Annotated in this window: 20 protein-coding genes; 4 read left to right on the top strand and 16 right to left on the bottom strand. The window is 47.1% G+C overall.

The features are described from left to right. Window positions 1-74: 74 nt before the first annotated feature. Genes ABEA66_RS02405 through ABEA66_RS02395 form a run of 3 tightly spaced genes read left to right on the top strand, consistent with a single transcriptional unit; the run spans window position 75 to window position 3,503 of the window. Window positions 75-962: an ABC transporter permease gene (locus ABEA66_RS02405; RefSeq protein WP_377740359.1), complete on the top strand. Its 888-nt coding sequence runs from the start codon at window positions 75-77 to the stop codon at window positions 960-962. A gap of 12 nt (window positions 963-974) precedes the next feature. Next, window positions 975-1,853 carry a carbohydrate ABC transporter permease gene (locus ABEA66_RS02400; RefSeq protein ID WP_345585711.1) on the top strand — a complete coding sequence of 293 codons (879 nt, stop codon included), beginning with the start codon at window positions 975-977 and terminating at the stop codon, window positions 1,851-1,853. A gap of 57 nt (window positions 1,854-1,910) precedes the next feature. Further along, on the top strand, window positions 1,911-3,503 hold the full coding sequence (locus tag ABEA66_RS02395) for an extracellular solute-binding protein (protein WP_345585710.1): 1,593 nt from the start codon (window positions 1,911-1,913) through the stop codon (window positions 3,501-3,503). Window positions 3,504-3,638: 135 nt separating this feature from the next. Here ABEA66_RS02395 and ABEA66_RS02390 read toward each other — a convergent pair whose 3' ends face one another. Both ABEA66_RS02390 and ABEA66_RS02385 read right to left on the bottom strand, forming a co-directional pair. Next, the gene (locus tag ABEA66_RS02390; RefSeq protein ID WP_345585709.1) at window positions 3,639-4,199 is read right to left on the bottom strand and encodes a nitroreductase family protein; all 561 of its coding nucleotides are present in this window, start codon (window positions 4,197-4,199) and stop codon (window positions 3,639-3,641) included. A 106-nt stretch (window positions 4,200-4,305) separates the two neighbouring features. Next, window positions 4,306-4,605 carry a hypothetical protein gene (locus tag ABEA66_RS02385; protein ID WP_345585708.1) on the bottom strand — a complete coding sequence of 100 codons (300 nt, stop codon included), beginning with the start codon at window positions 4,603-4,605 and terminating at the stop codon, window positions 4,306-4,308. Between the two features lie 159 nt (window positions 4,606-4,764). Between ABEA66_RS02385 and ABEA66_RS02380 the strand changes: the two genes are divergently transcribed. Then, the gene (locus ABEA66_RS02380) at window positions 4,765-5,241 is read left to right on the top strand and encodes a MarR family transcriptional regulator (protein ID WP_345585707.1); all 477 of its coding nucleotides are present in this window, start codon (window positions 4,765-4,767) and stop codon (window positions 5,239-5,241) included. Window positions 5,242-5,436: 195 nt separating this feature from the next. On the opposite strand, the gene ABEA66_RS02375 is transcribed toward ABEA66_RS02380, so the two are convergent. From ABEA66_RS02375 to ABEA66_RS02310, 14 genes are all read right to left on the bottom strand, one after another. Next, window positions 5,437-6,639 (bottom strand): MFS transporter, encoded by a 1,203-nt coding sequence (locus ABEA66_RS02375; protein ID WP_345585706.1) that lies wholly within the window; start codon window positions 6,637-6,639, stop codon window positions 5,437-5,439. A 318-nt stretch (window positions 6,640-6,957) separates the two neighbouring features. Then, the gene (locus ABEA66_RS02370) at window positions 6,958-7,908 is read right to left on the bottom strand and encodes an ATP-binding protein (protein WP_179136143.1); all 951 of its coding nucleotides are present in this window, start codon (window positions 7,906-7,908) and stop codon (window positions 6,958-6,960) included. 445 nt (window positions 7,909-8,353) lie between these two features. Next, on the bottom strand, window positions 8,354-10,480 hold the full coding sequence (locus ABEA66_RS02365) for an alpha-N-acetylglucosaminidase (protein ID WP_345585705.1): 2,127 nt from the start codon (window positions 10,478-10,480) through the stop codon (window positions 8,354-8,356). 14 nt (window positions 10,481-10,494) lie between these two features. After that, a complete protein-coding gene (locus tag ABEA66_RS02360) occupies window positions 10,495-13,065 on the bottom strand; it encodes a glycoside hydrolase domain-containing protein (RefSeq protein ID WP_345585703.1) in 2,571 nt (856 codons plus the stop codon). Window positions 13,066-13,103: 38 nt separating this feature from the next. After that, complete coding sequence (locus ABEA66_RS02355) at window positions 13,104-14,393, bottom strand: ABC transporter substrate-binding protein (protein WP_345585701.1); 1,290 nt, start codon at window positions 14,391-14,393, stop codon at window positions 13,104-13,106. Between the two features lie 338 nt (window positions 14,394-14,731). Beyond that, the gene (locus ABEA66_RS02350) at window positions 14,732-15,232 is read right to left on the bottom strand and encodes a DinB family protein (RefSeq protein ID WP_345586315.1); all 501 of its coding nucleotides are present in this window, start codon (window positions 15,230-15,232) and stop codon (window positions 14,732-14,734) included. 49 nt (window positions 15,233-15,281) lie between these two features. Next, entirely contained in the window at window positions 15,282-15,671 is a 390-nt protein-coding gene (locus ABEA66_RS02345) for a nucleoside 2-deoxyribosyltransferase (RefSeq protein ID WP_345585698.1), read from the bottom strand. Between the two features lie 71 nt (window positions 15,672-15,742). Beyond that, on the bottom strand, window positions 15,743-16,069 hold the full coding sequence (locus tag ABEA66_RS02340; protein ID WP_345585696.1) for a GyrI-like domain-containing protein: 327 nt from the start codon (window positions 16,067-16,069) through the stop codon (window positions 15,743-15,745). 270 nt (window positions 16,070-16,339) lie between these two features. Then, window positions 16,340-16,549, bottom strand: coding sequence for a hypothetical protein (locus ABEA66_RS02335; protein ID WP_079912522.1), 210 nt, complete (start codon window positions 16,547-16,549; stop codon window positions 16,340-16,342). A 173-nt stretch (window positions 16,550-16,722) separates the two neighbouring features. After that, entirely contained in the window at window positions 16,723-17,514 is a 792-nt protein-coding gene (locus tag ABEA66_RS02330; protein ID WP_345585692.1) for an SDR family NAD(P)-dependent oxidoreductase, read from the bottom strand. Between the two features lie 199 nt (window positions 17,515-17,713). After that, the gene (locus ABEA66_RS02325; RefSeq protein WP_345585690.1) at window positions 17,714-18,724 is read right to left on the bottom strand and encodes an AraC family transcriptional regulator ligand-binding domain-containing protein; all 1,011 of its coding nucleotides are present in this window, start codon (window positions 18,722-18,724) and stop codon (window positions 17,714-17,716) included. 140 nt (window positions 18,725-18,864) lie between these two features. Then, window positions 18,865-19,764 carry a phosphotransferase gene (locus ABEA66_RS02320; RefSeq protein WP_345586313.1) on the bottom strand — a complete coding sequence of 300 codons (900 nt, stop codon included), beginning with the start codon at window positions 19,762-19,764 and terminating at the stop codon, window positions 18,865-18,867. 210 nt (window positions 19,765-19,974) lie between these two features. Then, window positions 19,975-20,481: a GNAT family N-acetyltransferase gene (locus tag ABEA66_RS02315; RefSeq protein WP_345585688.1), complete on the bottom strand. Its 507-nt coding sequence runs from the start codon at window positions 20,479-20,481 to the stop codon at window positions 19,975-19,977. A 135-nt stretch (window positions 20,482-20,616) separates the two neighbouring features. Further along, window positions 20,617-22,125, bottom strand: coding sequence for a stalk domain-containing protein (locus tag ABEA66_RS02310; protein ID WP_345585686.1), 1,509 nt, complete (start codon window positions 22,123-22,125; stop codon window positions 20,617-20,619). Window positions 22,126-22,236: the final 111 nt, after the last annotated feature.

Raw genomic sequence — 22,236 nt, 5'->3', positions numbered from 1 at the left:
CTAAGCCCGAAGCCGCTGTTCCCCATTCCGTGGCACCGTCCACGGCTGTCAATCCGTCACAATGGCGAAAAACGATGAAAAAAGCTCTGCCTTACTACCTCATGTTTCTGCTCCCTTTCATTTACTATGTCATTTTCCGCTATGCTCCCGTCATTATGGCTGTCTTGATCTCTTTTATGGATTACAACGTATACAAAGGCATTTTGGCAAGTCCATTTGCCGGGTTCAAGCATTTCATCGATTTCTTCGATTCAATTTACTTCACCCGGTTGATCCGTAATACGCTGATAATCAATCTGCTGAACCTGGTATTCGTGTTTCCGGCTCCGATCGTTTTCGCATTACTATTGAATGAAGTGCGCAACGCCTTCATCAAAAGATCCGTTCAGACCATTAGCTATTTACCGCACTTTGTCTCCACCGTCATTGTTGCGAGCATGGCCGTGACGTTCTTGTCTCCGAGCGTCGGACTCATTAACAACCTGCTCGTTCAGTTCGGTATAGAGCGGATTGCCTTTCTTCAGAAGCCGGAGTATTTTTGGTGGATCTACACTTCCATCGATTTGTGGAAGACGCTTGGCTGGTCAGCCATCCTCTACTTTGCCGCGCTAACAGGAATCAATACAGAGTTGTACGAAGCGGCGAAGGTCGACGGGGCGAACCGTTGGAGGCAAATGTGGCATGTCACCTTGCCGGGCATCGCACCAACGATTATCATTTTGCTTTTGCTTAAAATTGGACACATGCTGGAAACCGGATATGAGCTCATTATTTTACTATACAATCCCAACACGTATGTAACGGCGGATGTGATCGGTTCCTATGTTTACCGGAGGGGTATCTTAGAGGCCAATTACAGCTTTGCTTCCGCCGTCGGGTTGTTCCAGTCCGTGATGGGGCTGGTGCTCTTGATGATCTCTAACCGATTGGCACGCAAATATTCGGAAACGAGCATTTGGTAAGGAGGACAAACAATGCCGCTGCGCCGTTTGACATGGGGAAGCCTGATCTTCAACACGCTTAATATGCTGTTTCTGGGACTTGTCGTGGCTATCACCATATATCCGTTCTTATATGTTCTTGCCGCTTCACTCAGTGAGCAGATTTATATTTCGCAAGGAAAAATAGGCATTATTCCGATGGGGTTTCAGTTGGAAGCTTATAAAAGGGTCATCGAATTTCCGATGCTCGGACGCGCTTACTTCAATACCGTAGTTTATACGGTCCTTGGGACCGCGGTGAGCCTCTTTCTTACGGTGCTGGCTGCCTATCCGCTTTCGAAGAAGGAAGTTCCCGGGCGAAATTTGCTCACCGGCTTTATCCTTTTACCGATGCTCTTTAGCGGCGGCCTCATCCCCACCTACCTTGTCGTGAACGCGCTTGAGATGCGAAACACGATATGGGCGATCATTATTCCGACTGCTGTTGCATCATTTTACGTGTTCATCCAGCGCACTTTTTTCGAGCAAATTCCCGCAGAGCTGGAGGACGCCGCTCGTATCGACGGATGTTCCGCGATACAGACGCTGCTGCGTATATATTTGCCGCTGTCGGTGCCATCACTTGTAACCATCGGGCTGTTTTATGCCGTAAACCAGTGGAATAGCTTTTTCCCCGCAATGATTTATTTGAACGATGAAAACTTGTTTCCGGTACAAATCCTGCTGCGCGACATCGTTATCCAGAACCAGACCGATCAAGTAATGGTAGATGTCCATGACGACAAAAATCTGCTCAGCGAATCGATCAAATACGCGACACTGATTGTCGCAACGCTGCCAATCTTACTCGTATATCCGTTCATACAAAAATATTTTGTGCAGGGCTCCATGATGGGATCGATCAAAGGCTAACCGCGAAATCACGGGATTTGCGTCCCTGATAAAAAGGATAAGGGAGGTTTTGCAGCTATGACAAATTCTAAGTGGACCAAAGGAATAATTAGCGCCATCGCGCTGATCGTGACGCTATCCGGATGTCAGTCCGGAGGCTCTGATCAGAAGACTTCAGGAACTCAAGAATCCCAGAATGACCCAAGCGGACAGACGGCAGTCAGCGGTAAAGTGCTGGACAAGAAAATCGAGGTCAATGTCTATATGCGGCCGAGAACCGAGTCGGTTGAATCGAACGATCTGCCGTGGATGAAGCCAATCGTCGAAAAGACCAATGTGTATTTCAAGTGGCTAAAAGCCCCCAATGACGATAAGGACTACATCGAGAAGTTTAATTTAACCTTGGCCGGCGGCGATCTTCCGGATATGATGGAAGCGACTCCAGACCTGCTCAATAAGGGCGGTGAAAACGGGGCCTTCGAACCGCTTAACAAGCTGATCGACCAATATATGCCGAATTTCAAAAAGGTTATGGAGAAAAATCCGCAAATCCTAAAAGACATCAAATCGGATGACGGCAACATTTACTTCTTCCCGCAAATCTCCGCGGTCAAAACCATCAATTTGCAAATCGTCCGGCAGGACTGGCTGGATAAAGTCGGTATGAAGGCACCGACGACCACGGATGAATTGTACGAGGTGCTGAAGGCTTTTAAGGAAAAGGACCCGAATGGCAACGGAAAGAACGATGAAATCCCGTTTACAACGCGCAATAAGCTCAAAGGGCTGTTAGCTCTCGTCGAGCCTTTCGGCGTGTCGTTCGAGGAGGATTTTTATGTTGAGAACGGCCAGGTTAAATACACCTATACGAATCCAAAGCTGAAGGATGCGCTCGCTTTCGCCGCGAAGCTGTACCGCGAAGGCTTAATCGACAAGGAGTACATTACGAACGACCAGAAGGTTTGGGAATCGCGCTTCACGAATCAACAATCGGGTATTACATTTGATTCGTTTCCGCGCATCGAATATTTGGAGAAATTAGTTGCAAAGGCCGAGCCGAAGGTCAATATGATTGGCATTCCTCCGCTTAAAGGCCCCTCTGGGGACGCATATACAAAAAGCCAACAAACGTTAATCAAGAACGGCTTTGCCATTAGCTCGAAATCCAAGTACAAGGTGGAACTTGCCAAAATGCACGATTGGTTTTATAGCGAGGAAGGACAGCTGGCAATGAATTTCGGAAAGCTCGGCGAAACGTACACAATGGATAACAATCAACCGAAGTACACTGACTTGATCATGAAAGACCCTAACAAATCCCCATTGATTAAAATGTACGAACTCGGCCACCGCGAATTTGCTTATCAGTGGGACATCCGCTATGAGAATGCCATGGTAACGCCAAAGATTGAAAAAATCCGCGATTCGATTACGCCATTCATCAAGGATAAATATCCGGTTGCCCTTTCCTTTAAGCAGGCAGAGCGCGATGTCCTCAATTCCAAATTCGCGGAAATAACGACATACAAGGATGAAATGGTGAACAAATTTATCATGGGAGCCGAACCGCTTGACAAATTTGACGCCTATGTCAAAAATATCGAGAAGATCGGTCTGGACAGTGTCCTGAAAATCCAGCAGGCTGCCTATGAGCGGTACACAAAACGTTAAACGAAATGGTAGTGGGAGCATTAACGCGGCTGCCGGTTATTGCCAGCAGCCGTGCATTGGACCTACCACCAACTTCGCCATGATCTTCCCTTCTCCTACTATTTCCGTTCCCCCCCCCGCACTGTCCACAGCTTTTTACCAAAGAGTCAGCTTCTTTTCGGCTGGTGTACGCGGCTTTGGACGGGGAGCTTTGTCAAAGAAGCCCATGTGAAGGATACCTACGATACGTTCGTCTTTCCGTACGCCCAGTCCGTCCTGAAACCCGGGATCGAATATGAACTCGATGGTAGACCATATCATGCCGAGATTGTTCTCCCAGCCAAGAAGTTGAAAATTTTGCATGAAGCAGCAAACTGCGGCAAAATCTTCATTTCGCTTGTGCTCGTTCTTCTCTTCCTTCATCACTACGATCAGATGCGCGGGAATTTCAAGTATCTTATTTCTCATGAACTCCTTAAGCTTGGATGGCAGCAGACGATACCGCTTAAGGTTGCCGGATGCAGACGTAATCAGGTCAACCAGACGTGTCTTGCCGCCGTCGCTGTCCACATAAATGAAACGCCATGGCTCCCGCAGCCCGTGATTCGGAGCCCACACAGCGTCATTCAACAGTTGAATCACCAATTCACGAGGCACAGGGTTCCGATTAAATGTGCGAATGCTTCTTCTCTCCCGAATTGTCTTGGCGATACTCATGACAATCATTCTCCTTTCGCAATCAGCGGCCCAGGCCGGCTGTACCGATCCGCCGGCAGCGTGTTTTAATATCCGCCGCAATCCGCTTTTTGTCTGACATAAAGGTCTATTCAGCGGCTTTTCCCCGCCAGCGATCTGTGCCTTCCTTTACCATTTTCAGTGGATTCAATTCCGAAAGGGTTATTGCCCAGGCAATATACCTTTCCAGGCCAAATGAGTGCCATATAGACATCGTGCGGTATAAATCCCCTTCATCACAATAAATTGTTTCACATGAACAAAAAAATAACATATAAAACAAAAGGATTAAAATACGCCAATCAACATCATATTCATTTATTGTTTCATATGAAACAATATCATTGTAACTCCCCCTTTTCTTGGTGTCAACCTCCAGCTCTGCCATATTGTCGGCCCCTTTTTCAATCAGTGAGCTGGACAATTTCTCAGGGTAGTATGGCTTTAATCATCGTATCCATGTACCTGTATCCCATATTGTTTCTCAGGAAAATACTTATGATATAATAAACAAACAAACATGCATAGTCGAGGAGATAGTTGAATCATGGATTCAATCAAGACAAATAAAAGCGCAATTCTTGAACTTTTCATTCAGTTTCTTCAGCAAAAAGAGCAATATGAATCATGGATAACCGGATCTTATCTTGAGGAAATTCGGAAGAATATAGGCGTGGAATTAATCCTGAACATGACGGAGCTGCATACCATTGCATGCATTGGAGAACGGGAGCCGATTAATGTTACATCGATCGCGGAAGCGTTAAACTTAAGCAAAGGGAACACCTCCAAGGTCACCAATAAATTATTGAAGGCGGGTTGGGTACGAAGGGCCCAGCTCAGCGATAATAAAAAGGAAGTATATTTTCGGCTGACCCCTGTCGGTAAAAAGATCTTTGCTGTTCATGACGAGCTCCACACCAAGGAAAAGCAGAGAATGTACGAGTTCCTGGAAAAATACACCGAAGCAGAGCTTGAATTGATTAAACGACTGTTTGGAGATCTGATTGATTTCTATCGATAAAGCTTGAACAGAAATGCATTACGTAAAACTTCATGATTTTTCCCTAATGCTTTTAACTCCTTCTGTACCATTCTGATACCTTTGAGTGGCCTTCAATTTCTCATCTAAACTGAATTTAGGCAAAAAAATGCACCTCCATTGTTAGTTGTGTCTAACAAATGGGGTGCAGTTCAAAATGGTTAAAGTTCCTTTCCCTCACTTCGCTATTTCATGCGTGCGCGGAGGCGCAGTTGTTCCAGCCCCTGCCCTATTCAGCATCAGGTAAGCCAGTATGGAAGTGACGCAGCCGAGAGCTCCGACCATCAGGAAGCCGTTCTCCAGGGAAAACCAATCTCCTGCGACTCCCATGATGATGGGGCCGCCGAACATTCCCAAGCCGTAAATCGCCTGGTAGAATCCCATTGCCGTCGCACGTTTGCCGGTATCCATATGTTTAATGCTCAACGACATCAGCACAGGAGAAGTAAAGCCTCTTCCGAAGCCGGCCAAAGCTTGCGTCAGCATAAGCACCCAGAGCGACGGGGTGAATGGAATCGCCACGGTAAACACCCCGCTGATGATAAAACCGACAATGATCGTGTTTCGCTCTCCCAGCTTTTGCGCCAGATGCCTCCCTCCGAACCAGGCGGCTAACGCGGTTGGAAACGTGGAGAAGAAGGTCAGCAGCCCCATATCAAGCTTGGTGGCTCCTAGCGATTGGGCGAACACCGGCGTGAAGCCGAAAACTGTGGCGAAGGTCAGTACCTGAAACAGAATGGATAAGAAAGAAACGGTAAGCAGCGTCCGATCCTTCGCAACATCCAGGACACCCTCGAAGGTAATTTTTTGCGCATGCTTATCCACCTTTTCAACCAGAAACCATGCACCTACGAGCCCTATCATCCCTACCGCTGCACCGATGATGAAGGAGGACTCCCACCCGAACCGGTCCGCGAACCATCCGCCGAGAAGGATACCGAGCATCTGTCCGGTCGAATTATAGAAGGACAGCGTTCCAAGCGCTCGTGTAGTGTCTTCTTTCTTGAAATAGCTTACGAACAGAATGGTAAAATCGACCCATGTTGCTGCCGCCGCACCCGCAAGTGCCCTCAGAATGAGTATCCAGGTAATCTCCTGCGTGATTAGAATGCCCAGTCCAGCCAACACGGAGAACAGCAGACCGAACAGAATAAACAATTTGCGCTTATGATAGCGGTCGGAAAGCACTCCCACGGGAATCCGCAGCAGCATCTGGCTTAGCCCGTACATGCCGACAATAAAGCCGGCCATCTGGTGGGAAGCCCCCAGAAACTCCACATAGGAGGCCAAAATCGGAACGCAGGTATACATGGAAAACCAGAACAGCAGGGTCACGGTGCAAAAAAGAGGAATTCGATAACTTGCCTCAGCATTACCCAAAGTGATCACTCCGCCCTATGTCAATGTATATCCAATCATAGTTAATCAGAGGATGCGTGACAAGAACTGTATTAAAGTCCATTTAGTAACCTCGAGGTAAGTAATGGGAAGTTCGGGAAAGGAAACCACTCATTTTTCCTGAACCGTAAACTCCACCCGCTCGGCTAGGATTTCAAACGAAGCATCATCTTCTTCTTCCTTCATAAGTACCCTCCTTATTTCCATAAGTACTATTAATAAAAGTGCGCCTGCTAAGTGCAGACGCGCCTTATTTTCACTATGAAACTATCGTTATCGCTCAATGAATCGGCTGCAGCTTCAAAGCTTCGGGAATTGTATCTTAAACATCGTTCCCGTTGAACTCGTTTCAATATCCATGTGAGCATTATGCCGTTTTGCGATGTCATAGCAAATGGCAAGTCCTACTCCCGTGCCGTTCGTCTTTGTCGTAACAAAGGGGGTTCCGGTTCCCAGCTGCTCCAAAATATGTTTTGGAATACCCGGCCCTTCGTCTGTAACTCGCAATTCTACGCAGGATGGAGTCTCCAGCGTCTCGACATAGACAGTGCCCCCGATTTGCATGGCCTCGAGAGCATTTCGCACCAGATTCAATATGAGCTGCTTGACCTCTTTTGAATCGAGCATGACATCAGATACTTTAGTTCGCTTCAAAACCAGCTTCTTTTTCGCTATGAAAGCCTCATTCTCTATCAGCGGGAGCATCCGGTCAATGACGTTCCATATATTATCTTGGCTTAATTCCTTCTTATGGACCTTAGTAAGAGACAGAAAATCGGAAATGATCTCATTTGCACGATCTAATTCCTCGATCATCAGGTTAACGATCGTTTCATCGACCCTCTGTAAATTAGAATGCATGATTTGCAGAAAGCCCTTCACTGTGGTTAGAGGATTCCTGACCTCATGACTGATGCCTGCAGCCAGCTGCGCTACATGGTTTAATCGATCCATCCTCTCCAATTCGATCCTTAACCGCTCCTGCGATTCCCGCAGCCGCCGTTTTTCAAGCATATAATCGGTAATATCTTCAGAAATGGACACAGCCCCAATAATTTCACCTTGTTCGTTGAATATCGGTTTGCTGTTCCAGACTGCGATTTTTCGAACCCCGTCAGGCCACACCAGTTCTACGACTTGCTTATTTTCCTTGCCTTCCAAAATAGCCTTCTGTAAGGTTAATTCTTTTGCAGTCAGACATCTTCCATGCTCATCGAAGGCAAGTACTGAAGGCGGGTCGTCCGCTGACATCGAGAAGTCTCCTCCTGATTTGATTCGGAGAAACTCGGCAGCCGTGGCATTATGTATAATTCTTTTGCAGCTTGCATCTATCGAGACAGATATACCACCAGGAAGATCAAATAATTCAGGAATGATGTCCGATAAGGGCTTTTTAATTATCATATGCTCTCCATTCTTATCCGATTTTCATAGGCTTAATCTTATCTTCTTCGACATCCTGCCGCGTATTCCTGCACCCTAGCCTAATGCGGTTACCAGACTTCCCCTGCAGCGTTTCTTAGGCTAACATCTCTTGTCAGATTTTCTGAGCACCGCCTTTACCAAAAAACAAACGCCCCGGGACGATGGGTTGTTACGAGGTCAAGCCTCTAAAACCCGTCTTCCAGAGACGCTTTACAACAAAGTATAAATGGTAAACTACCCGAATCGAATCATGAAAAAGTCCAGGATAGGATCATCCATTCCAAAAGCATTCAACCATATCGGCGTAGGTCTTGAACAACCGCCGGGATACGTCTACAGGATCTCCTGCAGCTTCCAACGCAAAGGTATCGCTTCCTTCCATCCAGCTAACCTCCCACTCGCGTATTTCCCGGTCAAAGGCTTGCTGATCGAAAGAATCGGGATCGTCGATGGAGGCCTCCAGGCAGGCGGAGAATCGTCTCCACCTTTGCAAGTAATAGCTCGCCATGATGCCAGACCACTGTTTGTGTGCATAGTCGTCAAAGGTAACCTCGGGCCACCAGGTGGAAATGATCGTGCGGGCATTGAACTCATGAAGCGCTATCTCATCCTGTGTGTTTCCCCACTTCTTCGCCCGGTCTATCCATGGGCCGGTAAGAAAATGAACATTGGTGCCGAGCAGCTCTTCCAGATCGACGATCAGTGCCTCCAATGCGTTCCAATATTCTTGAAATCCCGTACGGTCCCTTCGGGTGAACGCCTCAATCATCTTCAAATGCAGCGGCCTTGCCGTATCTGATAACACCTGCCGTCCTACATTCACCAAATCGTACTGATAGTTGATGGAAGTCCGCAATTCCTCCCCGCTCTCCAGCAAGGCTTCCCATGCACGCAGCAGCACCCGCACATCATAGAAAGGAACTACCGTTCCGTTGCAGGTTCGTCTAATTTCCAGCTTCGGTCTGGCGCAAACAACGGATTCATAATTAGCATTTTTTGAATAGACCGATTTGCGAAGCAAGCGCCATGCTTCTACTGCTGCATCACTATGTCTGCCATAGCGGCGCCGCAAGTAGGCTGCTGCCCATTCATCCGGATCGGGAGCCTCTGTCCGCCAAATCATTTCACTCAGCAGGTCGTAAAAAACCGGATTCTCCTCAATGGCTTCAGGAGCAAAGCCGATCCCCGCCATATCCCCTCTCCCCGGGTCATGCAGCGCCTGTGCCGGACCTTGCGCCAACGAATCCAGATCCCCGAACATCCCGTTACGCGCACCGAAGTTGTGCAGCATGCACCAAATCCACGGTTTTCCGTAAAAAGCATGAGATTGCTTCCATTTGGCATTGCTCTCCGCATGCAAATCCAGCATCAGCAGATGCTCCTTCGGAAGGGAACGCACAATGGGCTCGGACATCGACCAGCTCTGCATGACCCAGATTCCATCCGGATCATGGTTCAGCATGCTTTGACAAACAGCCTTTGCCGACTCGGTGACATACTCCGTCGAGGTGTCAGGCGATTTCCCTTCATGGAACAAATCCATCGCGTACAAGTGGTCCGTCCCGTAAAGCCTCTTCTGCTCCTCGTAAAAGTGACCGGCCGCTTCGTCAAACAAGGGATCCCGCGGGTCCAGGAAGTGAATGCCCGGCATTCCAAACCATGACTTCAGCTGCAGGATGTTGGCATCCGGATGCTTCTGTTTCAATGCGGCAGGCACATGACCATAGAAGCCCGCTAACACCGGCGTCATGCCGAGCTGGCGTTCACGCTCCAGAATTTGCAGCTGCAGCTCTCTCTGCCCTTCAATCCAGCTTGTTGGAAGCGGCCCTCCCATACCGTCGACATTCCCCATATAGTGCCAGGCCAGGTAAGCCGGTCCTGTCAAATGCTTGAGCATTTCATCGTCGGACAGCCCCAGCTTGCGCCCTGTCTCCATCCAAACCGCTTCCTGTCCCGTTGCGGCTAGAGGCATGTTAATGCCGTGCAGCGCCATCCAATCGATTTCCCGCTCCCATCGCTTCCAATCCCACCAGGTCATCGTGTAGTTAAAGGTACAGAAATTGTACATATATCGATGACGATAAGGGGTTATTTTACGAACAGCCTCTCTTACGGGCGGCAGCTGGTCCGGCAGCGACAACTGATCGCCTGACCAGGAAATATGCGCATGGCAGCTGTATTTTAAATACCAGTGAAGCGCGGAAGCGAGACTGATACCGTTCGATCCCCGCAGCACGATTCTCTTCCCCTTATTTTCAATCTCAAACACATCGCGTCCCTGGTCCTGCGCAATCACTTCCAGCTCAAATTGCTCGGCATAAGCTGCACCCAACAGACGATGCAATAACCCTACTACGACTTCTTTATCCACAACGTTATTTCTTACAGCACCTGTCATTAGCTTGTCTCCTCCTATAAGTTCCCGCTTCCGCTTCGGACGATAATGATCAATCCCTGCTGCGGCTGCAGCGGTATGGCTTGCAAAGATTCCAAGGCTCTCGAATCTTGAATATTGTCAATTGCCGGCACTTCGATACATAGCGAGTCGGGCTCCCAGCCAAGCTGCCCCCAATCGATATGAAGGGAGCATTGGACCGGTTCGTCCGCCCAGCTGGCCGCAGCAATGAGCATTTGATTCTGCTTGCGGTATACGGTAACAGCTACATCCTTGCGACTAGGCGCAATCGGATTGTCCGGATGCCAGTAGCCCAGCATTTGCGCATCCTGGATACCAAAACGATCCCATAGCTTCCAGAGCCCCTCCGGGCTATGACCGAACCAGCCAAGCCGATTGGACATCCCGTAAATCATGCCGCGCCAAGGGTTGCCATCACCCAGCATTTCCCCCATAAGCCCGAAGGGAATGCCGCTGATTTCAACCAGCCAATACTCGGGACGGACCTCGTTGTATTTGAACCCTTCCCCGATCCACAGGCTGTCGAGATAAGGGAAGAGCTCCATATATAAGTCGGCATTATTTACAAAGCCCGCCCTTTCATTCATGTGGTTCCATGTATGAAAATCGATCAAGGAGCCCGGTTTCGTCCGGTCCAGTATTTTGCGGACACGCCGCATCGTGAAACGATCATAGGCCGTATCGTCGATATACAGGCCGTCCATATCGGTATGCTTCAGCAGCCAATTCAAGCCTTCCACATAGTAATTGACTAATCTCGAAGTCCCGTCCGTTACTATAGCCGCATCGATTTCCCCCGTGTATTTTCCTGCTTTAAATTCATGCTTCCACGCAGGAATGATGTCATCCCCCAGATGCTCTCGAACCCACTTCGCCGCATCGCCCTGCCATAAAGAAGTGACCACATCCGGATTCGGCCTTGGAAATATCTCATCCCCCAGGCTCCGGAGCGCTTGCAGCTCCGTCATATGATCGCTGATTTCCCTCACGGTATAATATAGCTTGACTTGCAGATTCCTGTTATGCGCTTCCGCTACGAACCGGGCAAGAGTCTCCGTTTCCAGGAACGGATAATTAATGAACGGATGGGCATCCGCGCCATGGTGGATATTGATGATATTGGCGCCGCTAGCGAGAGCCTGTTCTTGCCAATGATCCATCACCGCTTTGCCCTCCAGCCGATGCAAATACCGGTTATTCCAATGGGCATTCATCTCTATCGTCTTGAGCGGAGTGATCATCAGATCAAAGACGAAGCGCAGTTCTTCTCCCTGCTCCATCATTCGTTCACCGCTATAAGCGCGTAATACAGCTGCATGTTCCCGATGTAAGAGCTTGACGCCGCCTTTGCCTCGATTCCCCCAGCTATCCGGTACCGTTAAGGGACGGTGCTTGTAATAAATATTGACGAACGGTCTGCGGCCTTCTGGATCGAGCAGACGGAGCCGCAGGCCCGCATTAACGTCACCAATCCACATCGCATGCTGATGTTTAGAAGGATCCCAGTGCCAGTCCAGATGCTCGGGAAGAAAGCCTCCCTTATGCCCGAGTCCCATTCCATAACGTGCTGCACCCGGAGCATAAGGAATATCAAGCCACATATCGCTGACATGTACAGTCTTCTTCGCCTTCAAGGTTACTTCATAATGGACGTACCCATCGTATTCGAGCTCGCCTTGACACCTCATCTCGAACGAAGGGCAATGACTTTGGGCAGACCATCCAATTCGGCTGTCCGTTTGTCTCTCGAAGCGTACTCCTCTGCTCTCCCAGACTGCCTCTCCTTCCGGGGTTTGGACAGCAAAACGAATCGGTTCTGCAAGAATCGGCTTCCCAACATCCGTGAGTCCGTCTACAGCGTCATTGAACCGGCTTTCAATTGCTTCGGGGAACCCATAGTCATTAAGGGTCAGCTCTCTGCCTAAGCAGCCCACCCTCCGATCCTTCCAGGTAACCGGAATGTAAGGTGCCGTCACTTCTTCGTCGATAGCCAGATCCGAGTTCAGCCATCGCAGACGGGAATGCCTCCACATCTCGCTATCTCCGGCATCGTCCAGAGGCTGGCCAGCTACCGTTAGCTTTACGGTAAACGGCTGAATACCGCCGCAAGCTGAAAAGGTCCATACTCCGGAATACGAAGCCGCGGGCACATCTCTGGGAACGGAAATTCCAATCCACAGCGACTGAACGCCTCCCTGTCGGACAGTAACTTTTTTCTTAAACGGCTGTCCGTACGCATCCATGCCTCCCATGGCAAAGCACTCGATTCCGGAAGCAGGAATGCGCGACCCTTGAGAGGACACCAGATCCGTGAATTCTGCTTGCACGTCTATTAGCGAGCAGCGAGCGGCAAACAAGACGACTTGCAGCACATAGAACTCTCCCGGCCGCACAACAGCTGCAAACTCGCGACGCTGGGAGCGCTCCAGCCAATCTTCCGGAAAATCCTGAAGCCATAGAATCGGCCGATTCCTCTCCTCCCCGAATAAATAATAGGGCTCTTCCGCCTGGGAAGCGATTTCAAGAATTTGCTGTTTCCACAGCCGTTTTCTATTTGCGCTGTCCATGAATCCCGCTCCTGTTCCATTTCAATTAGCAGCCCCTGCTACTTCATTGCCCCTTCGATAGCTTTATTGGCTTCCTCTTCCGCTTTTCTAAGAGCCGTGTTAATATCTTCATTTTCAGCGTAGACACGGTTCAAGGCATCGTTCAGCGGCTTGCTTGCCAAGCCCTCATAAGCAGACGGGGCCGGCCTTGGCGCAAAGCCCGTCTTGAAAATAGCCTCCAGATGCTTCCCTTTGACACTGGCGAAATTTTCCCCGAAATGCTGGAACACTTTGGCATCCCGCAGCACAGGGACTCTGCCAATTTTGGCAAATTCCGTTTGAGCCTCTTCGGAGGATGCGATAAGGGACATGATTTGATATACAAGCTCCTTGTGCTCGCTCATCGAGGACATTAACATGACATGAACGTCCGGCATGGAATGAATGCCCGGCTTATTGGCAAATACAGGCGAAGTGACCATGTCCCAGTTCATCGGATTCCCCGCCTTAGAGGCTTCTTCCAGCGGAATCAGGCCGTCTGTCGTCCAATAATCGTACATGGCAAGGGTGCGGGTTTTGTAAAACGCATCCGAATTGGCCTTGGCCAGATCCATGCCCGGGATCGTCTGAAGCTGCTTCAAAAATTGAAACAACTGTTTATAGCCATCCGAATTGATAGCCGCTTTATTCGTTTGCGGATGAACCTGTTGAAGCGATAATTGCCCTGCCAGGTGAGACACACTTCCAGGCTGAAGCCCCATATAAGGGACGCCATCTATCGAAGCCGTCAGCTTGCGGGCCAGCTCTGCCGCCTGATCCCAGGTCATATCGTCCTTAGGGTAAGGAACGGCGAGCCTGTCAAAAATATCTTTGTTATAAAACAGCACTTTCGGGTTTTTGTACATAGGCAAGCCTGCAAACTGAAGTGAAGGAAAGGTTCTAAACATGTCGGCAATAGGCTGATCGAAGATACCGGTATCAAAATGATATGCTTGCATCATAGGCCCGATATCGCCGACCACCTTCAGATCAATCATACTGGGGATGGAGGAAAACGATGTGACGATCAGATCCGGGACATACCCCGAGGTTAAGCGTTCGCTGTAGTTTTTCTCGTTCAGTCTTTCCAAGGTCACGTGGGGGAACTTCTTTTGAATCGGCTTGACAAAAATGTTGTCCCACTGCTCATCGGAGAACGTAATGACGCCTAACACTTTTAATGTGACCGGCTTGGACGGATCATCCTGACTTCCTCCCTTCTCTGCATTTCCTCCTAGTGGAGCGCATGCCGATAGCATGAATACAATCCAAACCATCAATAAACCTACCCAACAGCGGCGCTGAACCATATGCTTCCTCCCTTATTTAGATGAGTCCCTTCACCTTTCCACCTCATTCTAAGCGTTCCGCTGTGTAATGGCTTTACATAAATCACATCATTCTAATGAAAATTATCCATAATATGGAATCCTCTAAATACGATCTATCCTAGTCCGTTTTGAAGCGCTACATTGTCCGCGGCATGCAAAATAACCCCACCAAAGTGGGGCGAGTCCGTCGAAAAACTTATTGAGCTTGAACTATTTCCAATATACTCCAGTGGGACATGCCCCTCCAGCCGCTATTGAAACCCATGAAATGTCGTTATTTTTAGGGTATTTTCACGGGCTTCAAAGGCGGACATACTTCAATGATACGTTCCGGTAATGTTGTCCTGATTATCATTCAATAATTTGGTTATTATAACGATTTGGCCAGCATGATAGCTATAATGCTCACATACTTGAACTAGTATCGTTTCTATATCCCTTGAGTAATAGGCGTTAGTTTCAAACGCGGGGCGGACCACCATTTTGTTCCAATCCTCAACCGAATAATGTATGGTAATGCTTGTTGTTAGATCAGATTCTGTAATCCCTTCTATTATGCTAGAAGATTGCCGCCTGACATCGTTAAGCAGCTCTATCAAAGCTTCACGTGACATTCCATTGTTGGTGGTGAATTCGGATGATCTGGTCCGATTAAAGGGGGCATTGCCAATACCGCTGACAATATGTTGGTACTCGTTCCCCGCCAAATGAAGACATAAGTTGCCGACGCTATTCATATTAGGCTTACATCTATGCCATATTTGTTCATCTGAGAGAAGCTTCAAACAGGATTCTATTCGTTTGAGCTGCTTATTCATTTCATTTAGAACCAGTGTGTTTAGTTTCATAGCGATAAGGTCCCTTCCACTATTTTATGAAAAGACAGACCGTTTTTATTAGCTCGTCCATCGGACCGATGATCTGTTCAACTTCCTTTAAATGATAAAAAGAACAGGTTGTTTTCATATCATTAATTTCATCTGTTGAAGAGTACAAAACGATCTTCTTTTTTGCAGCCAAAGCAATACCTAACTCTACGTGGCTGCCCTTCCCCGCGGGGATCATTACGATGACCACATCGGCATCCAAAACACCAGATACTTCATCCTGGCCAATCTGACGCAGCTTGGTTATAGAATCGATATTGGAATGGTTTGTCCAATCATATGTCTGGATCAACCCGTGAGATTTCAGGCTTTTTGCAGCTACCCGGACATTCTCTATATTTTTAAGGCTGGATGCTATGTAAAATTTCATGAACTGTCCCTCTTTTAATTGCGACGGAGACCCTTTCTATAGTCTTTAACCGCATGTATAAGGTTTAATGATCAATCGCTTTTCCTAACCGGTATGTAAATTTCCATCTCACTATCGTCGGAAGTTTTGTTAAAACGTTCATCATAAAGTTCCACAACAAAAGAAGTCCGGTCTTCTACCCATCCGTTTTTTCTTATGTATTCATTGATCTTCTGATAGCCCTTCCATATATCTGTAACGGCACCCCTGTAGGTTGTCATGACGAAGGATTGATTCTCGATTAGCTTGGCTCTGGCTGCAGGTAACGCTGTGGAAAAATCCTTATAAAGACACTCACCTCTAATGCCTATTAAGCTAAAGGATTTAACTACGTGCTTCGTCATCATGTTTTCCCCCATATAGCCCCTCACCTTTCCAGGTATTATCAGTACCAGCACACACAGCAAGATTCGGACGTCAAAAAGCTGCCTTATTTTCCCCTTCGCAAATATGTCCGGTTGGATGGGTATTGGAATATTTATCCACATACGTAAATCATACCGAATATACGTTCGATTGTAAAGAAAAAAGTGTACCCGCATGAGGCTGTTCTCATACAACCTGAATAGAACCAGGCATGGTTGGAATCTGAAAATCCCTCAAAATCAGCCAGGTCCTTCAAATGGTAATTAGCGAATCCGGTAAAAAACACCGACATTTCCTTGTTCAACAATCGTAAATCCATGTTGGAGCAAGCATAATACAGCATCTTTGACTGGGGCTCCTACTTTAATAAATCTCTGGCAAGGCTTTGCACTTCCGATAATCCGGATTCTGCCGATATTCGCAAAATTTTTCTTGGATCGAACAATAATGACGACATCTGGAAAGCGGGCCATGTTATCAACTCCTTTGAAGGGATATCCTATGGTATTCATCTTCGAAAAAAGATTCTTGGGCAAATCCGAAAACAAGAGGGTTGAAAATGCAGAAGGCATGCGCACCGACTGTCCGTGAGTCCTGGCAATAAAAAAAGCCCCACAAAAGTGGGGCGGCTTTAATAGAGCTTATGCTAAAACATGGTAGGTACCATGCCCCCGTCCATACGGATAGGAGAACCTTTAAACGCAGATGCATAAGGACTGCATATGAATGCGGCCAATCTGCCGATTTCAAAAGGCCTGATGAACCGCTGTATTTCGGATTGGGGCAGGTTAGCTGCCATAAATTTTTTCTCTTTTTCCGAAAATTCCATATCACCAGGAAACAAGCTATCAATGATTTGATATACATTTTCAGAAAGCGTTGGCCCCGGCAGGATCGTATTGGAGGTGACTTCCGTTCCTTTGGTTAGTTTAGATAAGCTTTTGGATAGCGATAATAACATAGATTTGGTCATGGCATACTGAGGCATTTGTCCTGAAGGCATGATTGCTTCCTCGCTTGCGATAAAGATGATTCTTCCATCATTATTCTTCAACATGCCAGGCAGATAAAATTTAGCTAAACCATTAGCGGCAAGGACATTCGTCCGGAAATAGGTTTCCCATACTTCATCGCTAACGTCCTCATAGGACATGATTTCATAAACTCCCATATTGTTAACCAAAATATCAACTTGGGGATATTTCTCAAATAATGCTTCTCTTTGCTGTCTATCCACAAGATCGGCTGCGGCATTCTGCGGAGAGGTAGAAGGGAACTCCGACTTCAATTCCATTACGGTTCGTTCCACTTCTTCCGGATTCCGTCCGTTAATAAGTACATGGACTCCTTCTCTCGCAAGCTCAATCGCGATGGCTTTCCCTATCCCTTTCGTCGATCCAGTTACCAAAGCTGTTTTGTTCCTTAATCCCATATCCATAACCTAAGTCTCCTTTTGTTGTCATTCACATCAAGCTGATTTGAAGTTTCTTCTTAGAACCCTTGTGGGTTGGATAAAGATTATATTACTTGGTCTGGATCGTTCGGTAACTAGCGCGCCACGCCAAACTTCTTGTTTAACCCGCCAAATCATGAAGTACGGAACATACCGCCCAGTTAGAAAGGAGTAGGCACGGATTCTATGACGGCGGGTGTGCTTTTAAATATTCGGAACGCCAATTGGAAGGAGTATCCCCTTCCCAAAGCCGAAAAGCGCGGTAAAACGAGTTTTGGTCTTCATATCCAATTAAAAAAGCGACTTCTTTGATTTCGAGTCTACGGTCTGCCAAGTATTCCCGTGCCTGCTCATGCCTGACCTGCGTCAGCAGCTCCTTGAACGTCGTCCCTTCGTTAGTTAGACGCCGCTGCAGGGTACGATCGCTCATGCCTAATTCACTAGCCACGTAGTGAATGTCTAGACGCCCTCCGGTTAGGCTGCGCTTCAAGATCCACTTGACCGTCTCAGTGATGGATCGGCTGTGCTGTTCATCCAAGGATCGGTCCAATACGGGAGTCAGAATCTCCAGCAGCTCCCTGTTATACGAAATAAAGGGGCGGTCCAGGTCTCTTCGATGCAGCATCAGTCGGTTACCGGTTGCGCCAATCCGGATAGGGCATCCGAAGTAAGCTTCAAGGGCCTTTACATCACCCATCGAGTGAGTAAATTCCACGGACCTTGCAGCTAATGGCTGGCCCGTCCCCCGTCTACCCAGCTCCAGAAGAAAAGCAAGCGTGGTTCCAATCAAGACTGGCGGTCCGGCTTGCCCGCCGCGCGTCCATTCCAATTCGATGGTACAGCTCTCGCCATCCTCGGTGATACGCAAGCTTTCAGGAGGGCATAATTGTTTGTAGCGGGCCATTCGGCAAAGGGCATCGCGATAGTCGCGAGCATGGTAAGTCGCCAAGACGGTCGGCGGGTATTGTGTCGTTTCAAAAACAGTCACAAGCTTGATGATTCCGATGGCCGTGTCGCCAATAAGATCGGAGTAGGCTTGCCAGATTCTAAAATATTCATCAGCAGTGACTGCAGCTGATTCGGTAATAATGGTTAGCGGCAGCCGCGCTTTGCGGGCCACGTCCTGCGGGGCAATTCCCAATTGCTGCAATCCCGTCCAAAACCCCGGCGGGAATTTTATTCGACCCGATTTCATTACGTATGAATCTCCTTTAGCTGCCTGGCTACTCGTTCCTTTGTGAATAAGTATTCCCCAAATTGTTCTTATCTTCATTCTAATATGCCGTGAAGGAAAAACATAATCCTTGTGAAGCTGCCAGGGAATCTCAGAAAGTGTTATACCATCTCCTGGTACAGATTTTCCACATCCTTCACCAGATCCGGTATCCAGGCTTCTGACCCGGGGATTATATCTGTACCCCCATAAACAAGCCATCGCAATGTCTTTATAAGCCAGCATAAACCGCCTATTCGCAATTGCCAGTTCAGATGCTCCATATGCAGATCAGTTACTTCCAGGTAGGCTGAAATCACTTCTTCGCTTGTAAGATCGCTCCAAGCGCTTGCCTCCATAATCAAGCAATACAGGTCACCAAGATGGGGACTTAAATATGCAATGGACCAATCAATCGGCATAATGCCATTGTCTTGAATCAACAGGTTCTTTGCATGGTAATCATGATGTACTATTGAGGTTGGTACTATTTGATAGAGTCTTTCTAAATGACAAGGCAACACCTTCTCGAGCTTCCATAAAACTTTATATTCCGTTAGCCTTTGAGACTGCAATAGGTCGCAAAAAAGTCTCAGGATATTTTCCTTTGAAACGAAATAAGTGTCGATGACCTTCTTAGGAAGCATCCTGTCAATGTTAGCCGTCGCACCCACTCTTAGTCTTGCCAATTCTCTTGATGCCTCAAGAAAATGGGCGGGGTGCGGCTCTTGTTCCAGGTTTTTCTCCCCCGCATCCTCTATGATCATGACTCCACTGTCCTTCAGTTGAACGAATTCATAAATCCGAGGAGCTTTAATCTGCAAAGGATACACAAGATCCAGGTAGATCCCTGCTTCTCCCGACATCTCACTCCCGCCCCATTTTATAATGCGTGTTTCACCTGTCGCGAGCTTCCCTCTGTAGACTTCGGAAAGCGCCCATTTTCGTAACAGTGACCATTCCGTAACCTCATTCAGCACGGGGATCGTTGCGCAATAATCTGAAAAGCATGTTGGAATCACCAAGGCTTTCCCTCCCACACCCTATTCTTACGATACATATTTTTACATATATGGCGAAAAAGATATAGACTTATCTTTCTCCGTTTGATATGATGTTGAATAAGGTCTTGGAAAATTTCGGGACTCTTTTTTTGTTTTTGCAAATACAGTAAAGACCATCCCGCAAAGGATGGCCTTCAAATTTGCCGTTACAAACAACGCTGTGTACCGTTAGCCCAACGATTTTAGATATAAATCATAAGGAGGAACCTTTTTCGGATTCCCCTGTGAATCAAATCCATGCTGATCAATGACTTTTGTTTTGATAAAATTACAAAAACCCCAAGCGTTATACATCTGAACTAATTTTTCTTCCGTTTGTTCCACGCCTATTGTTACTTCATTAAATCCATTTTCAAAAATCCTTCGGAGGACTCTATTCATTAAACAACTTCCGACACCGTTTCCCTGATAGTCAGGGTGAACTCTGTATGATAATAAATAAGCTCTATTAATCCCGTTTGCCTCGTCCTTATCTTCTGATACCCAAATCAAATGCAGTTCTCCTATGAGCATATCCTTATATTCCGCTACCCAAATTTCCTGTACTTCTAGTTCGATTCTTTTCCTGAAAATATCTTTTGTCATTGAAGGCTTGTTCCAGGACCAATGTAAATCATCAAAGTCCTTAATACTTCCTCGACGATACGAAACCATAGAAGTATCCACCGATATCACCCTTGTACCTCCGTCCATTTATACGACTAGGCTAATGAAAATTAATTATTGGAAATATTTTGAAGTTTTCCTCATTACTTCAATGAACCTCAAGAGGAGTTATCCTCGAGACAGCCCCACACGAATCATATCTTATCAATGAATCCATCTATCATAGACCATATCATCAAGTCCGGAAGTCATCATCCATTTTCCATTGACATATTCGATTTTTATAATCAGGGAACCGTACGGCTCATCAAGTACTATAGTATCTAATGTAATTTCTACAACATTATCTTTTTGACTTAGTATCTTGGCGGTATCAATCAGAAATTCGGTCGCCCATCCGTGTCCTCCATTTATGGAGTTGACATACAGCCGCCCTTCATAATCCTTATAAAGAGGAAGACCTATATCTTCCGTTTCCAGATATCGGCTATAAAATCGCTGTTGAGCGATCTCTTTTGTAAATACGTCCTCTACTGCTTTTTTTAAATCCGCTATGGATTTCACGTTATCCATCATATCCGCCGGCGATTCTCCGCTTTGCTGCGGTATGCCTGTTACAAGACAGTAAGCTTCTTCACCCGGAATCGTTTGCGTCCGATCGATGTTGAAAAATCCAGATCCGTTAAACATTCCTGCAACGATAACTTCAGCCTTCGGCAGAAGTACTTTGAGAATCTCCTTTGCTTCACGATCCGTAAGACTTCCATTTGCATGAAAGCTGGTTTTCATCGTATTTACGTAGCTCGACATCGATTGATATTCTGCCGTTAACTTCTCATTATGCGGATCATATTGTACATCACCCGGACGGATGATGGTGAACACTTTATCTCCCCGTTCTCCAACTTTCGATATATGCCCGGCCTCCATAGCGGTTTGCCCATTGCGACTCCAATCGTCCTTGGTCCAGATACCAATCGAAAACACTACTCCCCCATATCCTTTGTTTGCTGTGTCGATAAAAGAAATGGTTTCGAATGTGGAAGTCTCGTCTATGGTTTCTGCCACATCATATTTCCCCTCCCAGCTCTTAGGAAGATTGAGGGTGAAGCTGTGTTTTTTGTTTTCATACACGATGCTTGGAGCCGCACTAGTGAGGTGGCCGTTTACATGATCAACATGGAGGTTCACCGTCGAATACGATCTAAAATCCCCCAAGCCCTCGGAGACGAAGGTTTGGGCGTCTACCCCAAAATCATTTCCACGAATGACAGCCTCACCGATTTTTTCATTGTTATCATTGTAAAAGGTAAGGGTCGCCCCAACAGTATTTTTGGTATTCCCTACACCTTCCATTTTCAATTGACCGGTAACCTTGGTGCTGCCGCCGTCTTTAGTTAGGATTAAATTACCAGCCCATATCCCTTTGTGATCCGGGTCCGATAAGTCAAGGCTACGATTTTTAACCAAAATCTTTTGCGTATCCTGATCATAATCGATCGTGGCACCCAAATTCTCGGCTACGAATCGAATTGGTACGTACGCATGACCGTCAACATTCAGCACTTTGTAATCATCGTTTAAAGAAACCTGACTTCCATTGATTTCGAAATGGGCAGGAAATAGTAACGCCTGGATAGAATCTGACGCGAAGGCAACAGAAGCACTTGCAACGAATAAACCGCAGCACAAGCCCGATACAAATTTTAGCATAAACGGACCTCTTTTCCTGTTTATATCCTTAGACGTTCCTATGCAGGTTTAGTTACAGATGCGTAGGAAGAATATTTATGCCGGCTTTATCGCCCGCGGCAGCTTCTATGT

The sequence above is a fragment of the Paenibacillus vulneris genome, from assembly GCF_039543185.1.
GTDB classification, from domain to species: Bacteria; Bacillota; Bacilli; order Paenibacillales; family NBRC-103111; genus Paenibacillus_S; species Paenibacillus_S vulneris.
The sequence above is the reverse complement of the archived record's forward strand: the minus strand, read 5'-3'. Positions and strand labels throughout refer to the sequence as shown.

Excerpts from the sequence above, each read along its gene's own strand:
- ABEA66_RS02360 (WP_345585703.1), bottom strand. The coding sequence starts at position 13,065 with ATGGACAGCGCAAATAGAAAACGGCTGTGGAAACAGCAAATTCTTGAA.
- ABEA66_RS02365 (WP_345585705.1), bottom strand. The coding sequence starts at position 10,480 with ATGACAGGTGCTGTAAGAAATAACGTTGTGGATAAAGAAGTCGTAGTA.
- ABEA66_RS02310 (WP_345585686.1), bottom strand. The coding sequence starts at position 22,125 with ATGCTAAAATTTGTATCGGGCTTGTGCTGCGGTTTATTCGTTGCAAGT.
- ABEA66_RS02370 (WP_179136143.1), bottom strand. The coding sequence starts at position 7,908 with ATGTCAGCGGACGACCCGCCTTCAGTACTTGCCTTCGATGAGCATGGA.
- ABEA66_RS02335 (WP_079912522.1), bottom strand. The coding sequence starts at position 16,549 with ATGGCCCGCTTTCCAGATGTCGTCATTATTGTTCGATCCAAGAAAAAT.
- ABEA66_RS02325 (WP_345585690.1), bottom strand. The coding sequence starts at position 18,724 with ATGAAATCGGGTCGAATAAAATTCCCGCCGGGGTTTTGGACGGGATTG.
- ABEA66_RS02385 (WP_345585708.1), bottom strand. The coding sequence starts at position 4,605 with ATGGCAGAGCTGGAGGTTGACACCAAGAAAAGGGGGAGTTACAATGAT.
- ABEA66_RS02355 (WP_345585701.1), bottom strand. The coding sequence starts at position 14,393 with ATGGTTCAGCGCCGCTGTTGGGTAGGTTTATTGATGGTTTGGATTGTA.
- ABEA66_RS02350 (WP_345586315.1), bottom strand. The coding sequence starts at position 15,232 with ATGAATAAGCAGCTCAAACGAATAGAATCCTGTTTGAAGCTTCTCTCA.
- ABEA66_RS02395 (WP_345585710.1), top strand. The coding sequence starts at position 1,911 with ATGACAAATTCTAAGTGGACCAAAGGAATAATTAGCGCCATCGCGCTG.
- ABEA66_RS02405 (WP_377740359.1), top strand. The coding sequence starts at position 75 with ATGAAAAAAGCTCTGCCTTACTACCTCATGTTTCTGCTCCCTTTCATT.
- ABEA66_RS02390 (WP_345585709.1), bottom strand. The coding sequence starts at position 4,199 with ATGAGTATCGCCAAGACAATTCGGGAGAGAAGAAGCATTCGCACATTT.
- ABEA66_RS02345 (WP_345585698.1), bottom strand. The coding sequence starts at position 15,671 with ATGAAATTTTACATAGCATCCAGCCTTAAAAATATAGAGAATGTCCGG.
- ABEA66_RS02380 (WP_345585707.1), top strand. The coding sequence starts at position 4,765 with ATGGATTCAATCAAGACAAATAAAAGCGCAATTCTTGAACTTTTCATT.
- ABEA66_RS02400 (WP_345585711.1), top strand. The coding sequence starts at position 975 with ATGCCGCTGCGCCGTTTGACATGGGGAAGCCTGATCTTCAACACGCTT.
- ABEA66_RS02340 (WP_345585696.1), bottom strand. The coding sequence starts at position 16,069 with ATGGGGGAAAACATGATGACGAAGCACGTAGTTAAATCCTTTAGCTTA.
- ABEA66_RS02330 (WP_345585692.1), bottom strand. The coding sequence starts at position 17,514 with ATGGATATGGGATTAAGGAACAAAACAGCTTTGGTAACTGGATCGACG.